Annotated in this window: 17 protein-coding genes and 1 tRNA gene; 7 read left to right on the top strand and 11 right to left on the bottom strand. The window is 68.2% G+C overall.

Annotation, left to right across the window (positions count from 1 at the left end; all coding sequences use genetic code 11):
- Both VB716_RS01755 and VB716_RS01750 read right to left on the bottom strand, forming a co-directional pair.
- A partial coding sequence (locus VB716_RS01755; protein ID WP_323269569.1) for a glycosyl transferase occupies positions 1-1,122 on the bottom strand: 1,122 nt, incomplete at its 3' end.
- Between the two features lie 29 nt (positions 1,123-1,151).
- Positions 1,152-1,233, bottom strand: a tRNA-Leu gene (locus VB716_RS01750).
- A 211-nt stretch (positions 1,234-1,444) separates the two neighbouring features.
- On the opposite strand from VB716_RS01750, the gene accC reads away from it, so the two are divergent.
- The gene (accC, locus tag VB716_RS01745; protein WP_197158733.1) at positions 1,445-2,794 is read left to right on the top strand and encodes an acetyl-CoA carboxylase biotin carboxylase subunit; all 1,350 of its coding nucleotides are present in this window, start codon (positions 1,445-1,447) and stop codon (positions 2,792-2,794) included.
- Between the two features lie 76 nt (positions 2,795-2,870).
- Here the strand turns inward: accC and VB716_RS01740 are convergent, their stop codons facing one another.
- Positions 2,871-3,185 carry a YggT family protein gene (locus tag VB716_RS01740; RefSeq protein ID WP_323247795.1) on the bottom strand — a complete coding sequence of 105 codons (315 nt, stop codon included), beginning with the start codon at positions 3,183-3,185 and terminating at the stop codon, positions 2,871-2,873.
- Positions 3,186-3,295: 110 nt separating this feature from the next.
- On the opposite strand from VB716_RS01740, the gene psbX reads away from it, so the two are divergent.
- Genes psbX through VB716_RS01720 form a run of 4 tightly spaced genes read left to right on the top strand, consistent with a single transcriptional unit; the run spans position 3,296 to position 5,598 of the window.
- A complete protein-coding gene (psbX, locus tag VB716_RS01735; protein ID WP_322758309.1) occupies positions 3,296-3,418 on the top strand; it encodes a photosystem II reaction center X protein in 123 nt (40 codons plus the stop codon).
- A gap of 58 nt (positions 3,419-3,476) precedes the next feature.
- The gene (locus tag VB716_RS01730) at positions 3,477-4,559 is read left to right on the top strand and encodes a Ycf66 family protein (protein ID WP_323269568.1); all 1,083 of its coding nucleotides are present in this window, start codon (positions 3,477-3,479) and stop codon (positions 4,557-4,559) included.
- 38 nt (positions 4,560-4,597) lie between these two features.
- Positions 4,598-5,104, top strand: coding sequence for a Tol biopolymer transporter periplasmic protein (locus tag VB716_RS01725; protein WP_197158729.1), 507 nt, complete (start codon positions 4,598-4,600; stop codon positions 5,102-5,104).
- Positions 5,101-5,598, top strand: a complete 498-nt coding sequence (locus tag VB716_RS01720; RefSeq protein WP_197158728.1) for a hypothetical protein — start codon at positions 5,101-5,103, stop codon at positions 5,596-5,598. The genes VB716_RS01725 and VB716_RS01720 overlap by 4 nt, the downstream gene beginning before the upstream one ends.
- 4 nt (positions 5,599-5,602) lie before the next feature.
- Here the strand turns inward: VB716_RS01720 and VB716_RS01715 are convergent, their stop codons facing one another.
- The 3 genes from VB716_RS01715 to VB716_RS01705 are packed head-to-tail and all read right to left on the bottom strand — an operon-like array spanning position 5,603 to position 8,277.
- A complete protein-coding gene (locus VB716_RS01715; protein ID WP_322758305.1) occupies positions 5,603-5,830 on the bottom strand; it encodes a chlorophyll a/b-binding protein in 228 nt (75 codons plus the stop codon).
- Positions 5,831-5,834: 4 nt separating this feature from the next.
- Positions 5,835-7,874 carry an ABC transporter ATP-binding protein/permease gene (locus tag VB716_RS01710; RefSeq protein WP_323247787.1) on the bottom strand — a complete coding sequence of 680 codons (2,040 nt, stop codon included), beginning with the start codon at positions 7,872-7,874 and terminating at the stop codon, positions 5,835-5,837.
- A gap of 58 nt (positions 7,875-7,932) precedes the next feature.
- Positions 7,933-8,277: a histidine triad nucleotide-binding protein gene (locus VB716_RS01705; RefSeq protein ID WP_197158725.1), complete on the bottom strand. Its 345-nt coding sequence runs from the start codon at positions 8,275-8,277 to the stop codon at positions 7,933-7,935.
- Between the two features lie 57 nt (positions 8,278-8,334).
- On the opposite strand from VB716_RS01705, the gene VB716_RS01700 reads away from it, so the two are divergent.
- Positions 8,335-10,104, top strand: coding sequence for a YifB family Mg chelatase-like AAA ATPase (locus VB716_RS01700; RefSeq protein ID WP_323269567.1), 1,770 nt, complete (start codon positions 8,335-8,337; stop codon positions 10,102-10,104).
- Between the two features lie 58 nt (positions 10,105-10,162).
- On the opposite strand, the gene VB716_RS01695 is transcribed toward VB716_RS01700, so the two are convergent.
- The 5 genes from VB716_RS01695 to def all read right to left on the bottom strand — a co-directional run bounded on the left by VB716_RS01695 (position 10,163) and on the right by def (position 12,433).
- Positions 10,163-10,402: a hypothetical protein gene (locus tag VB716_RS01695; RefSeq protein WP_323269566.1), complete on the bottom strand. Its 240-nt coding sequence runs from the start codon at positions 10,400-10,402 to the stop codon at positions 10,163-10,165.
- A 201-nt stretch (positions 10,403-10,603) separates the two neighbouring features.
- A complete protein-coding gene (gene rpsU, locus VB716_RS01690) occupies positions 10,604-10,774 on the bottom strand; it encodes a 30S ribosomal protein S21 (protein ID WP_006172073.1) in 171 nt (56 codons plus the stop codon).
- Between the two features lie 52 nt (positions 10,775-10,826).
- Entirely contained in the window at positions 10,827-11,441 is a 615-nt protein-coding gene (locus VB716_RS01685; RefSeq protein ID WP_323269565.1) for a DUF3747 domain-containing protein, read from the bottom strand.
- 116 nt (positions 11,442-11,557) lie between these two features.
- Positions 11,558-11,755 carry a hypothetical protein gene (locus VB716_RS01680; RefSeq protein WP_322758301.1) on the bottom strand — a complete coding sequence of 66 codons (198 nt, stop codon included), beginning with the start codon at positions 11,753-11,755 and terminating at the stop codon, positions 11,558-11,560.
- Between the two features lie 72 nt (positions 11,756-11,827).
- On the bottom strand, positions 11,828-12,433 hold the full coding sequence (def, locus tag VB716_RS01675; RefSeq protein ID WP_323269564.1) for a peptide deformylase: 606 nt from the start codon (positions 12,431-12,433) through the stop codon (positions 11,828-11,830).
- Between the two features lie 54 nt (positions 12,434-12,487).
- Here def and VB716_RS01670 point away from each other — a divergent pair.
- A partial coding sequence (locus tag VB716_RS01670; protein ID WP_323269563.1) for a hypothetical protein occupies positions 12,488-14,117 on the top strand: 1,630 nt, incomplete at its 3' end.

Raw genomic sequence — 14,117 nt, 5'->3', positions numbered from 1 at the left:
GCCCGCGGAGATGTTCGGCCAGGCCAGGAAGCCGCGCTGCCGCATGCGCCAGGCCGTCAGGGCCACCCCCAGCAGCCAGCGCAGGATCGGCAACCGTGCCAGGAGTCCGATCCCGCCATCCCAGGCCTGCATCACCGCGAGATGCTGGGTCGGCACCAGCACCAGCATCGGCACCCCCAGCGCCCCGAGCTCGGCGGTGTTGGCACCCACGGTGGTGAGCGCCAGCCGACACTGACTCAGGGCCCCATGCACCGGATGGGTCTCGAGCAGGTCGATGCGAGTGCCGGCAGGCGTCACCAGGGCACGGCCCCCGGCCAAGGGGGATGGGGCGGTGCCGGAGCCAGGCGCCGGCAGAGCGCGCTCCAACCTCGGTTCGCCGGTGCCGTAGTGCTGCTGGATCGGATTGGCCGGCCCGGCGTAGGCCAGCAGCTCCTGGACCGACGTGGTGGGCGCCACCGGCAGCAGGAAGCGGCAGCCCGGCCGCAGGGCCGCCAGACGATCGGCCGTGTCCAGCAGGAAGGGCATGCCCACCTGCAGCTTGGCCCGCTTGGAGCCCGGCAGCAACGCCACCCACTCCCCCGGCGGCAGCGGAGCTTCATCGCGGGCCTGCGCCGACAGGTCGGCCATCAGATCGCCCACCACGGTGCAGCGCTGGCGCCAGCGGGGCTTGAGCCGGTCGGCCGCGGCTGGCCCCATGGCGGCGATCCGGTCGTTCCAACGGGGCCAGCGCGCCACCCATTCGGCATAGGTGAGGTGGCGATAACCGAGCCGGGCCGAGAGCAGCACGGTCCAGAACTGGTCACCGCCCAGAAACACCACCACTCCCTGACGCGGCCAGGCGGCATGGCGGCGCGGACGCAGCAGCAGGCCCCAGAAGCGGTGGGCCGGCCAGATCCGCTCGAAGAGCTGCCAGCCCTCGGCGACGCCATGCTCCGCTCCGGTGGCATTGGGACAGGGCACCAGCACCAGCCGCAGGCTGAAGGGTGCATCCGGAACCAGGGGCCTCAGGGGCAGGAGCTCGTGCAGCCGCCGCGCCAGGGGACGAACCCAGGTGGTGAGCTCACCCGGGCCATTGCACACCAGCGTGATGGCGGCAGTGGAATCCGGCACGGAGCGGACCACCTGATGGAGAGCAGGGTGTGAAAAAAGAGTGCGGATGGCGAGACTTGAACTCGCAAGACCGAAGTCACACGCCCCTCAAACGTGCGTGTCTACCAATTCCACCACATCCGCAGGGATCGTCTGGAGGCCAGGCTCCATCCGGGTGGGAGACGGCCGGAACCGCTCGGCCAGCAATATACCTAGCGCCCGTCCCCACGGATCTGCGCCCTGGGATCGCGTCGGGGATGGCAAGGGGGCCTGTGAGCGCTGATACAGTCCGCTCCGGCCTGCACGCAGCGGCCAGCCCGCAGTTTCCACTGCCCCGTCCCTGCCTCGTTCGCGGATGCCCATCGGCAAACTGCTGATCGCCAACCGTGGCGAGATCGCCCTACGCATCATTCGCAGTTGCCGCGAGCTCGGCATTGCCACGGTGGCCGTCTACAGCACGGTCGATCGCAACGCTCTGCACGTTCAGCTGGCCGATGAAGCGGTCTGCGTGGGCGAAGCCCCCAGTAGCAAGAGTTACCTCAACATCCCCAACATCCTGGCGGCCGCCACCTCCCGCGGTGCCGACGCCATCCACCCCGGCTACGGCTTCCTGGCCGAGAACGACCGCTTCGCCGAGATCTGCGCCGACCACGGCATCACCTTCGTCGGCCCCTCGCCCGAGGCGATCCGGGCCATGGGCGACAAGTCGACTGCCAAGGCCACGATGCAGGCGGTGGGAGTTCCCACCATCCCCGGCAGCGAGGGACTGCTGGCCACGGCAGCCGAAGCGGCCAGCCTCGCCGCCACCATGGGCTACCCGGTGATGATCAAGGCCACCGCCGGCGGGGGTGGTCGGGGCATGCGGCTCGTGCCGAGCGCCGATCAGCTGGAGAAGCTGTTCAAGGCGGCCCAGGGGGAAGCGGAAGCCGCCTTCGGCAACCCGGGCCTCTACATGGAGAAATTCATCGACCGCCCCCGGCACGTGGAGGTGCAGGTGCTGGCGGATCGCCACGGCAACGTGGTGCACCTGGGTGAGCGCGACTGCTCCATCCAGCGCCGCCATCAGAAGCTGCTCGAGGAAGCCCCGAGCGTGGCGATCAACGCCGATCTGCGGCGCCAGATGGGAGAGGCGGCGGTGGCCGCGGCCCGCAGCATCGGCTACGAGGGTGCCGGCACCGTGGAATTCCTGGTGGACCGCGAGGGCAAGTTCTATTTCATGGAGATGAACACCCGCATCCAGGTGGAGCATCCCGTCACCGAGATGGTGACCGGAGTCGACCTGATCGCCGAACAACTGCGCATTGCCGGCGGCGAACCGATCAGCGTCCGGCAGGACGAGATCAAACTCACCGGCCATGCCATCGAGTGCCGCATCAATGCCGAGGACCCTCGCCAGAACTTCCGCCCAGCCCCGGGCCGGATCACGGGCTGGCTGCCGCCTGGTGGTCCTGGCGTGCGGGTGGACAGCCACGTCTACACGGGCTACGAGATCCCACCCTTCTACGACTCGCTGATCGGCAAGCTGATCGTCTGGGGGGTGGACCGGGAGGCCGCCATCAAGCGGATGCACCGTGCCCTGTCCGAGTGTGCGGTGACCGGCATCCCCACCACGATCGACTTCCACCTGGCTCTGCTGGATCGCCCCGAGTTCCGCAGCGGCGATCTCCACACCAAATTCGTTGAAGAGGAGATGCTGCCCTTCTAGGGCGCCATGGCCAGGCCGAAAGCGCCGCCTTTGAATTGCAGAACGGCAACCAGGCCAAGGCCCTGAGCCACAGCCCCTAAGCCACAGTCGAGCTGCGCAGCAGCATCAGGGTGAGCAGACCCTGCTGGCCCACCAGCAGTTCGCGCACCAGGCTGATCAGGCCCACCCACACCACCGGGGTGACATCCACCCCGCCGATCGGTTGGATCAGGCGGCGGGTGGGGGCCAGCAGGGGCTCGGTGGGGACGCTCACCAGCCGCATCACCCCCTTGGCCAGATCGATCTGGGGGTACCAGGTGAGCACGATGCGAAACAGGAACAGCAGCGTCCAGCCCGCCAGCAGCAGCCCCAGCAGCAGGTGTGCCAGCGGCAGCAGCTCCAGGCGGGGCAAGGCAGGGGGCGTCACAAAGCTCTAAGCGGCTGGAAAGGAATCGTAGGAACCCGCCAGCGCTGCCTAAGATCGCCCTTCAAACCCTTGGCGTCTGCGACGCCATTGCCGCCATGACTCCTTCCCTCGCCAACTTCCTGAGCAGCCTCGCCTGGGGGGCGGTGATCGTGGTCATTCCGATCAGCCTGGCGCTGGTGCTGATCAGCCAGAACGACCAGGTCGACCGTCGCCTCTGATCAGAACATCCACGCCGGGTCCTTACAGTGGAGCTGACGCTCCGTTGGACCGTGCGCTGTGGTTAATGCCAGTCTGAACTGGGCCAGCATCGTTGGCATCGTGCTGGCGGTAGGTGGGGCCTTCCTCTATTTCATGAGGAGCTTCAAGCCTGCACTGGCCCGCGATTACGACGTCTTCTTTGCCGCCGTGGGCCTGCTCTGCGGCGGCATTCTCTTTTTTCAGGGCTGGCGTCTCGATCCGATCCTCCAGTTCGGCCAGTTCCTGCTGGCCGGCACCACGGTGTTCTTCGCCTATGAGAGCGTGCGTCTGCGGGGCGTGACCACCGAACAGGCACGACGCTCGTCCTACTTCGAAGACGAGGACCCGATCGAACCGTCCCGCCCCCGCATGGGTGGCGGCCGCGGCTACGACGACGACTACGACCGGTTCGATGAGCCCCAGCCGGTGCGCCGTGGCATCCGCTCCCGCGATCCCGACGACGGAGACCAGGACGATTTCTACCGACCCAGCCGGGTCAGCCGTGCCGCCATTCCGGAGCGTGCGGCAAGCCGGCGATCCAGTGGCAGTGACCAGTGGGACAACGCTGGTCCTGGTCCAGACGAGCGATCCGGACGCCCTTCCCGCAGACCTGCAGGCGATCTTCGTGGTGAGACCCGGGGCGATGCCCGGGGCGAAGACGACAGGCCACCACGGGCCTCCCGCTATGCAGCAGGTGCCCCTCAGGGCGACAGCGGCAGCTTCGGAGCCCGCCGGCGCCAACGGGAGACCACCCCGGAACCGCGCCGCGGCAGCCGGCCCGGCGCCACCGATGGGATGCCACGCTCCAGCCGCCGCCCCAGTGGCTCTCCCGACACCTCCAGCTGGGGCAGCTCCACCGGGGTGGGCCCCGCCGGAACCCCTCCGCCGCGCGGCTCAGCCCAGCCGGGCCCAGGATCGCCTGGCCCGGCCCCGGGTGTTCCGCAGGGCACCTCCTACCGCAGCCGCCCAGGCGCTTCCGCATCAGTGAGCGATGCGGAGTTTACGCCGGTGAGGCCCACGGAGCCAGGCCCAGCTCCTGGCCAGACCACAGGTCCCACCCGGACCAACACGCCCAGCGACACCAGCCCGTCCCGGGATAACAGCTCCCGGTTCGACGACTGAGACCTCCAGCCGGCCTCAGCCTGGCCCTGCTGATCGGCTTGTCTGGCTGCGCCCTTCCCTGGGGGCTGCGGCGCCAGGCCGCCGTACCGTTGGGGCTGGGTGCTGAAGGCCGGGAGCAACCGGCCCTCAGCGGCGACGGACGCCTGCTCGCCTCCCTGGTCGAGCGCGGCGGCCGCACCACGGTGCTGCTGCAGGAGCGGCGCAGCGGCAAGGTGCTGCCCCTGCGCCATCTGCGCACGCATCAGCCGCACGCCTCACCCTCGCTGAGCTGGAACGGTCGCTACCTGGCCTTGCTGATCCAGCGGGGCCAGCGCCGCGATGCCGTGATCGAAGATCGGCTCAGGGGCTCCCTGTTGCCATTGCGCCTGGGCGGTGATCGGGAACCGCAGCGGCTGAGCCTCGCCCCCGATGGCCAGCGGATCGCCATTGAGATGGTGGTGGCCGGCCGCCGCCAGGTCGAGGTCTACGACCTTGGCGGCTGGCTGGAGCCGGATCTGCCGGGTGCCCAGGCCTTGCAGGGTGGTGGCCCTGGCCCGCAGCCATGAGAAGCCGCGTCCGCCTGGCGAGCCTTCGGTTGATCCCGTTGGCACTGGCCGCCCTGCTGGGCGGATGTCTCGGAGGCGGGCCGCGTCCCCTGTTCGGACTCAACGCCCAACTGGCCCGGGAGGGCAGCAGCCACGACCCGGCCCTGGCAGGGCCCTGGCTGGCCTTGATCCGCGGACGGCAGGGACGGGAGCGGGCAGAGCTGCTGGATCTGCGGCGCACAGCTCCCGTGCCAGTGCCGGGCCTGAACCGGCCCGATGCCCAGCCCCTGAGTCTCTCGGTGGATCAGCGGGGAGAGCGCCTCGCCCTGGTGCGGCAGCTGGAGGGACGCACCGAACTGCTGCTCTATCGCCGCTCATTGCAGAGCCTGCAGCGGATCCCCATCGAACCGGCCGGAGTGCCGCGCCTGGTGAGCCTCAGCGCCGATGGCAGGGTGCTGGCGGTGCAGGTGAGCCGCGGCGGACTCTGGCAGGTGGATCTGATCGAGCTGCCGTGAGCGCTCAGGGCACCAGGCCGGCCCAGTGCAGGAAGGTGTCGCGGCTGAGGGCCTCGATCAGAAGCACCGCCGCAAAACCGAGCATGGCGAAGCGACCATTCACCCGCTCGGCATAGCCGCTCCAACCGAACGCGGGCTGGTCGGGCGTGGTGGCACTGGTCGCCGGAACGTTGGCGTCAACTGGGCTGTCGGCAGGGGCTCCGGCGGCGTCTGGGCTGGTGGCGGAGCTCATCGATTCAGGCATGGCGTCCCACGTCATAGCCGGCCGCCGGTAACAACCGCCAGCCGCCACGACCATCGAGTTCGAGAACCGTGTCGTGGAATGCCGTGAGGGTGGGGCGATGGCCCACGCTCACGAAGGCCATGTCCCGCTGGACCAACAGGTCGTAGAGATGCCGTTCGGTGGCCACATCGAGGGCACTGGTGGCCTCATCGAGCACCACGAAGCGGGGCGCGCTCAGCAGCAGGCGTGCGAAGGCGAGACGCTGCTGCTCCCCCAGCGACAACAGCCGGGGCCAGTCCTGAATGATGTCGAGATCGGGATAGCGATGCACCAGCTCCGGCAGCTTGACCTGTTCGAGCACATGGCGCAGTTGCTCATCACTGAAGCGATCGCTGGGCTGGGGATAGCAGAGCTGCTCCCGCAGGCTGCCCAGGATCATGTAGGGCTTCTGGGGAATGAACAGCAGCTCGCCTTCGGGGGGGCGCTGCACGGCACCCGCCCCAGCCGGCCAGAGGCCACTCACCAGACGGAGGAAGGAGGTCTTGCCGCAACCGGAAGGCCCCACCACCAGCAGGCGCTGGTCGGCACCGATCTCGAGGCTGAGGTCGTGGATCAGCACGCGCTGGGTGCGCGGCGGCACCAGATCCACATGACTCACCAGGATCGAATCGGGCCGCACCGCCAGGCCATCGGAACCGATCGGCGCTACCGCGCCTGCCCCCCCAGGGGAACCGGCCAGTCGCTGCTCACTCGCCTCGAGCTCGGCCATCTCACGACCGATCTCCTCGACCTTGCCCTGGAAACCCTCAAGACGGCTGATCGAAGCGGAGAAAGCGGCCAGCTGGTCGATGTTGTTGACGATATAACTCACCGAGAACAGAACCTGGCTGAAGGCAATACTGGCCTGGCCGAAGACACCGAAATCGACCTCCTTGGCGAAGTAGATCGGCGCGATCACCAGCCAGGGCAGGAAGCGGGAGAAGTAGTCGTAGGAGCGCTGGATCACACTGATCATCGCCGTCCAGACGATCAGGCGGTCATAGTTGCGAATCGCGCCGCTCAGCCGACGCCCGGCCTCCTTGCCCTCCTGACCTTCGCCGCGATAGAAGGCGATCGCCTCGGCGTTGTCACGGATATGGACGAGGCCGTAGCGGAAGTCGGCCTCAAGCTTGAGCTGCTGGTAGTTGAGGATCACCAGCTTGCGACTGGCGAAAACGATCAACGCCGTACCGAACACGGAATAGGCCAGCAACAGCAGCGCCAGTCGACTGTTGATGCTCCACAAGACGATAATGAAACTGAAGAATGTCAGCAGAGCCGAGAGGATCTCAACCGTGACACTCAGACTGGTCGAAGTGAAGCTGGCCGCATCCTGCGAAATCCGCTGATCAGGGTTATCGATCTCCTCGGCAGATTCGTCGTTGGGATTCAGAACATAGTAGGCACGATTGGTGAGATAGCGTGTCAGCAAACGACCGCTCAGCCACTCTCTCCAGAGCAGCCCCAACTTGGGGATGAGATAGCTCTGAATCGCCCGGATCGGCAAGGCCAACACCAGGCAGAAGGCATAGATCGCCACCGTTTTCCAGAATCCATCCTGGTCATAGGCCACCAGGGTGTTATCGACATTGCGGGCAACAAAGCTGATGCCCACGTTGATGCCATTGATCACCAGGATCAGCAGGGTGATCACCCCCAGCAGCAGCCACGGCAGCCAGCGCCCCTGACGCAGCCGGCCCCGCAGAGCTCCGAAGGCAGCCAGGCCCGCCACGAACAGCAGCATCACCACAGCCCCGATCGGCCCCTGCCAGATCGCGTTGATCTGCTGCGGCACCCCCGGCAGGAAGCGGTCGCGCAGGTCGGGAATGAAGGCCCCTGCCCCGGCCACCACGGCGGTGAAAATCAGCAGCGTGACTCCCACCACCACCGCCACCAGGGCCAGCACCAGCAGCAGGAACTGGCCGGCACTGCTCTCCTCCACCGGCAGGAAATAGGGCTGGGCCAGGCGCTGCAGCTTCGCGAGCTGATCGCGGAACGCCTTGAGCGGATTCATGGAGCGCAGCAGATCAGGTCATTGTCGCCGCTGCCGCCCCCCGCCTGCTGCCCCCGCCTCAGCCGGGGGGCCAGGCCAGGGGACGGCCGCCGATCACGTGCACATGCAGATGGAACACGGTCTGCCCCGCCTCGGCCCCGGAGTTGATCACCGTGCGCCAGCTGCTGAGGCCCTCCTGGCGCGCCACCTTCGCCGCCACCAGGAGGAGGTGGCCGAGCAGGGCCCCATGCTCCTCGCCGGCATCCGCCAGCTGGGCCAGGGGCTCACGCGGGATCACCAGCACATGCACCGGGGCCTGGGGGGCCACATCCCGAAAGGCCAGGCAGAGATCGTCGGCATACACCTCGTCGCAGGGGATCTCACCACGCAGGATGCGCCCGAAGATCGTGTCGCCGCTGGCCATGGCACCGGAAGGGGATGAGACGGGGGTGGCACTGACACTGCAGCGACCCCTGGCGTGATGTTGGCACGATCCTGCAGTGCGGCCCTGCAGGGCCTGGAGGCTGTGCCGGTGCAGGTGGAAGTGGACATCGCCCCCGGGCTGCCCGGCCTGCAGATGGTGGGACTGGCGGATACGGCGATTCAGGAGGCGCGGGAGCGGGTGCGGGCGGCAATCCGCAACAGCGGCCTCAAGGTGCCGCTGACCCGGGTGGTGGTGAGCCTGGCGCCGGCGGATCTGCGCAAGGAAGGGCCCTGGTTCGACCTGCCGATCGCTCTTGGGATGCTGGTGGCCAGCGGCCAGCTGCCGCAGGCGCGACTGGAGGGGATCTGGAGTGCGGCGGAACTGGGGTTGGACGGGCGGCTGCGGCCGGTCCGTGGCGTGCTGGCCCAGGCCCTGGCGGCCAGCCGCGGTGGGGCCAGGGCCCTCGTGGTGCCACGGGCCAATGCCGCCGAAGCCGCCTTGGTGGAGACCCTGCCCCTCTGGCCGGCGGACACCCTGCAGGAGGTGCTGGAACTGCTGCGGGATCCCAGCAAGGCCCCGCCACCGGGATCGCTGAGCCCGGCGGCCAATCGGCAACCGGGCCCTGGAGATCAACGGGAACCCGTGGATCCCGATCGCCCCCAGGGAGGTCGCAGCGATCTCGATCTGGCCGACGTGGAAGGGCAGCAGCACGGACGGCGCGCCCTCGAGATCGCTGCGGCGGGCCATCACCATCTGCTGCTGGTGGGTCCGCCAGGCAGCGGCAAGACGATGCTGGCGCGGCGCCTGGCGGGTCTGATGCCGCCCCTGGAGCGGGACGAAGCCCTCGAACTCACCCAGCTGCATTCGGTGGCGGGCCTCCTGCGCGCTGAAACCAGCCTGCTGCTGCAGAGGCCTTTCCGCAGCCCGCATCACAGCTGCACCGCCGCTGCGCTGATCGGCGGCGGGGCCCATCCCAGGCCCGGCGAACTCAGCCTGGCCCACCAGGGCGTTCTGTTCCTCGATGAGCTCACCGAGTTTCGCCGGGAGGTGTTGGAACTGCTGCGCCAGCCCCTGGAGGAGGGGGAGGTGTGGATCAGCCGCAACCGCCTGCGCTGCCGCTTTCCCTGCCGCACCACCCTGGTGGCGGCCACCAACCCCTGCCCCTGCGGCTGGCATGGGGATCCTCAGCGGGCCTGCAGCTGTGGCGTCGTGCAGCGGCGGCGCTACTGGAACCGGCTGTCCGGCCCCCTGCTGGATCGAATTGATCTGCAGGTGGTGATGCAGCGCCCATCCGCCGCCTCCCTGGCCCGCCGCTACGGGTACGGGGCAGCGGCACAGGGAACCACCAGGTCAGGCAGTGCAGCGGCTGCAAGCTCCATCTCTGCCGGGACTGGCACCATCCACGAAGGTGCCGAACAGACAGGCCTGCCGGAATCCAGCGCCATCGTGGCCGGCAGGGTGGCAGCGGCTCGCACCAGCATGCGTCGCCACAATCCGCAGGGCTGCGCCAACGCCGCACTGCCGGCGGCGGAGCTGCGCCGGGTCCTCAACCCCAGCCCGGCGGCACTGGAACTGTGGGAGGCCAGCGTACACCACCGCCAGCTGAGCGCGCGGGCGGCGGAGCGGGTGCTGCGCGTCGCCCGCACCATCGCCGACCTGGAGCAGGCCCGCACTGAGCTTGCACACGTTGGCGTGAGCCAAGCGCTGCTCGACCAGGTGCAATCAGACGATGCAGATTCCACCGAACGGATGCCGGTGAGCGAGCGGGCCGTGGCCGAGGCCCTCAGTTATCGCTCCTTTGACGGCCTCACGCAGGATCGGAGCTGAGCGGGGGCCAAAAGCCCTGAGCGGAGAACCCCACGGCCATGGCTCTCCACGGAAACTCCTAGCGACGCTTGCGGGGCCGATCGGTGTAGGGCTGCATCCCAACAGCGGGGGGCAGGTGTTGGTCCTCCTCGCGAGGGTTGCCGAGCGCATGGCTCACCATTTCACTGAGCCAGTTGAGAAACAACGTGGCAGAGGAGGCCGGCGGAAGGGCTGTGGCGGCGGCAGGACGAGCGATCCATTCCGTACGACGGTCCATGATCCAGTGGCGATCGACACCTCCAGGGTGGTGGGAAATCACCAGACTGAACACAGGTAAAAACACTGGCAAAGCAGCACCTTGCCACGGACACGCTTCCGTCGTCCCCAGCCCGCAGAAGGTTGGACAGGCCCCAGCAGCCAAGCCCCAAAGGTTCGACAGGCCAGCAAAAAGCCCCGACTGGCGGGGCATGCAGAGATCCAGACCTGCAGAGCGTTGACGAATCCCTGAACCCCGCTGGACTCAGCGGCGGCGGCGGCGCTGCTGGGCCTTGCGCTTGTACTTCTCAGTGGGGGTTTCGTGGTGGCGCAGGCGCTTGAGGTCGGCGAAGATTCCGGCCTTGGAGACCTGGCGCTTGAAGCGGCGAAGGGCCGACTCGATTCCCTCGTTTTCGCCGACAGTGACCTGGGTCATGAAGCGCTGCAAATCAGTTCAGAGTGATTCACCCTAGCAAGCAGGCCAGCCCTCATCCCGGCTCCGCAGGAGTCACTGCGGCCTGGTTCTCCGAGGGCCAGCTATCGCGGTAGAGGTAGACGTGCCCCAGGGCCCGGTTGCCGAAGTGGCGTCGCATCAGCCGCCAACCAGGCTCCAGTTCCAACTTGAGGAATCCACTGCCGGCGCCCTGGGTACGGGCCACGACCATCTCGGGCCCGACGCCGGCCTTGGTGGGCATCGCCATCAGCAGGATGTCGTCGTTGCCCTGGATCACGCTGAGGCGATAGACAGTACCCAGGTCGCTGCCACCGACGCGAACCGAGTAGCCGTTGGCATCGATGAAGCGGCTGCAGATGCCGGTGAAATCAAAGCTGCCCAGCAGGGGATTGACCGGAGCAGGCTTGCCGGACCCCACAGCGAAGCAGGGGCGAGTGGCCTTGACCTGCTCATAGATGTTGAGCTGGGCTCGGGTTCCATCACCGATCGGCGCCGACACCAGCACAAAGCGTTCCTGCTCCACTTCGCCAACCTGGAACAGGGAGCTGGCCCGCGCGACCGGGGCTTCCAACAGCGGCACCGCGGCGCCTCCGAGCAGGAGCAGGGTGGCCAGCAGGGGGCTCAGGGCTGCAGCGCCTCGCTGGTGCAAGGTGCGAGGCCTGGCAGGGAGGGAGCTCGGGAGGATCACGGTGGGACGGGCAGGGGACAGGTGAGGGAAATCGTATGCAGGGCGACCGAAGCGCACCAGCCGCAGCCGCCCAATCCTCAAGCCGGCTTGTTGAGACGAATCGCCACCACCAGGGCCACAACCGTGCCGGGCAGACATCCCGCCAGGATCAGACGGGTGACGGACACCCCCAGATCCGGATCCCCGTAGGCCAGTTCGAACACCGAACCGGTGGCAGCGATCCCGAGCAGGCAGGCCAAGGCGAGGAACACCCCCGCCAGCGGTTTCATCGGCATGGATCTGAGAAAGGATTGAGGAAGACAGGCGTGAAACTGTTTGTCTCAGTGCAGTGCGCCAGCGCGTCGAGCTCAGCGCACTGAGCGGACGTCGTCACGCTGGAAGCCGTGCTCCTGCAAGCCCTCGTTGAGGCTGATCTCATCGGTGACGCGATCGACGAACAGCACACCGTTGAGGTGATCCAGTTCGTGCTGGATGCAGCGGGCCAGGAGACCATCGGTCTTGAGGCGGCGGGGCCGGCCCATCTCATCGCGGAAGTTCACCTCGACCCGGCTGGGGCGCACCACATCGAGATAGACCCCCGGGATGCTGAGGCAGCCTTCCTCGTAGGTATCGATCGCGGCACTGGCGGCGGTGATCTCGGGATTGATCAACACCATCGGCGGGGTGGCCGGATTCTCAGGATCGAGGTCAATCACCAGCAGCTGCTTGTGGATGCCCACCTGGGGAGCAGCCAGACCGATGCCCTTGGCGGTGTACATGCTGCGCAGCATGTCGCGGGCCAGATCCCGGATGCTTTCATCCACCTTGCCGATGCGTCGGGCCGGATCGCGCAGCACCTGATCACCGAGGGTGTGGATCGCCAGCGGCGACTGGTCCAGGGGCTCCTTGGGAACCTGCACGGCGCGGTTCACCTGCTCCGCAGATCGGGCCAACTGGGCGAAGCTGCGAGCCAAGGCGACACCTGAAACGATGGATCGATTCTAAGTGGCGTCCACCGGAGCGATGGCATGGCAAGCCAGGGGAAGACCGAACGGCCGCGGCCGAAACCCCTGCCACTGACGGCGGATCAGGTGGTGGGCCGCACCCCCGTGGTGAAGGAGCCCCGCCTGGATCAGGGGCGGCTCTTCTGGCTGGAGCAGCGTCCCCACGAAGGCGGCCGCACGACCCTGCTGCTGCAGCTTCCGCCCTCCAGCCAGGCCGACCCCGCACCGGGCCGGGTGCTGGAACTCACTCCGGGGGACTGGAACCTGCGCAGCCGCGTTCACGACTACGGCGGTGGTTGCTACGCCGTGCAGGGCGACACGGTGGTGATGGTCGCGGACGCCGACCGTGCCATCTGGCGGCTGGATCTGGCGGATCTCACGGCAGGGCTCACCGCGGCTCTCCCAGCAGGGCTCACGGCAGAACTCGGAACGGATCTCGAGCCGGGGCTCAGCGCAGAGTGCCCGGAGGCTGCCTCAGTGGATTCGCCCCTCCCACTCCTGCTGCCGGCCCAGCGGCTCACGGCGGCGGATCCGCAGCGCTGCTTCGCCGATGGGCTGATCGATGCCGCGCGCCAGCGCTGGATCGGCGTGATGGAAGCCGCCGGCCGCGACCATCTGGTCAGCGTGCCGCTGCAAGGCGGCGAGCCCACCGTGCTGCTGGAGCCCGACGACTTCTGCGGCTACGCCGCCCTCAGCCCGGATGGCCGCCAGCTGGCCTGGGTGGAATGGCAACAGCCCTTCATGCCCTGGCAGCGCAGCCAGGTGTGGCTGGGACGCTTCGCGGCCGACGGCTCCCTGCAGCAGCGCCAGCCCGTGGCGGGTGCCGGAGCCGCCGCAACCCATCACTGCTCGGTGTTCCAGCCGCTGTGGATCGGCAACGGCGACCTGGTGGTGGCCAACGACCGCAGCGGCTGGTGGAACCTGGAGCGCCTGAGCGCGGAGAGGATCGCCACCCTCTGGCTGAAAGGAACCACTGCCGGCGCTCTCAACCCGGCCACGGAGCCCTCCTCTCACGAGCGGCCTGACCTGGGCTGGGAGCCCCTTCTGCCGCTGCAGGCGGAATTCGCTATGCCCCAGTGGGTCTATGGCATGCGGACCACGGCCTGGGACGGCGAGCAGCTGGTGGCCGCCGCCTGCCGGGACGGCCGCTGGCAGCTGGGCGTGGTGCCGCTGGACCTCACGGACCGCCAGCAGGCGGGGGCGCCGGCCCAGCCTGCGGATCTCTGGCAACCCCTGGATCTGCCCGTGGATGACCTCGCCATGCTCTGCGCCGAGGCCGGGCGGATGGTCTGTGTCGCCAGCGGACCCACCACCGGCGCAGGCCTTCTGAAGCTGGACCTGGCCAGCGGCCGCTGGCAGCATCGCCCCGTGGAACCCTGCGTTCTGCCCCCCGAGGCGCTCAGCCGGCCGGAGCCGCTCTGGTTCCAGGGCCATGGCGACCAGCCCACCCACGCCTGGTACTACCCGCCCAGCGGCGGCTCCAGCCCCCAGGCACCGCTGCTGGTGAAGAGCCACAGCGGACCCACCGGCATGGCCCGAACCGGCCTCAACCTGGCGATCCAGTTCTGGACCTCGCGCGGCTGGGGCGTGGTGGACGTGAACTACGGCGGTTCGACCGGCTTCGGCCGGGCCTACCGGGAGCGTCTCGACGGCC

The sequence above is a fragment of the Synechococcus sp. CCY9201 genome, from assembly GCF_034931105.1.
Taxonomy (GTDB): Bacteria; Cyanobacteriota; Cyanobacteriia; order PCC-6307; family Cyanobiaceae; genus CBW1002.
Note: the sequence above shows the minus strand (reverse complement) of the source record. Positions and strands in the feature narration are given on the sequence as shown.

Excerpts from the sequence above, each read along its gene's own strand:
- accC (WP_197158733.1), top strand. The coding sequence starts at position 1,445 with ATGCCCATCGGCAAACTGCTGATCGCCAACCGTGGCGAGATCGCCCTA.
- psbX (WP_322758309.1), top strand. The coding sequence starts at position 3,296 with ATGACTCCTTCCCTCGCCAACTTCCTGAGCAGCCTCGCCTGGGGGGCG.
- VB716_RS01720 (WP_197158728.1), top strand. The coding sequence starts at position 5,101 with ATGAGAAGCCGCGTCCGCCTGGCGAGCCTTCGGTTGATCCCGTTGGCA.
- VB716_RS01715 (WP_322758305.1), bottom strand. The coding sequence starts at position 5,830 with ATGAGCTCCGCCACCAGCCCAGACGCCGCCGGAGCCCCTGCCGACAGC.
- VB716_RS01710 (WP_323247787.1), bottom strand. The coding sequence starts at position 7,874 with ATGAATCCGCTCAAGGCGTTCCGCGATCAGCTCGCGAAGCTGCAGCGC.
- VB716_RS01705 (WP_197158725.1), bottom strand. The coding sequence starts at position 8,277 with ATGGCCAGCGGCGACACGATCTTCGGGCGCATCCTGCGTGGTGAGATC.
- VB716_RS01700 (WP_323269567.1), top strand. The coding sequence starts at position 8,335 with ATGTTGGCACGATCCTGCAGTGCGGCCCTGCAGGGCCTGGAGGCTGTG.
- rpsU (WP_006172073.1), bottom strand. The coding sequence starts at position 10,774 with ATGACCCAGGTCACTGTCGGCGAAAACGAGGGAATCGAGTCGGCCCTT.
- VB716_RS01680 (WP_322758301.1), bottom strand. The coding sequence starts at position 11,755 with ATGCCGATGAAACCGCTGGCGGGGGTGTTCCTCGCCTTGGCCTGCCTG.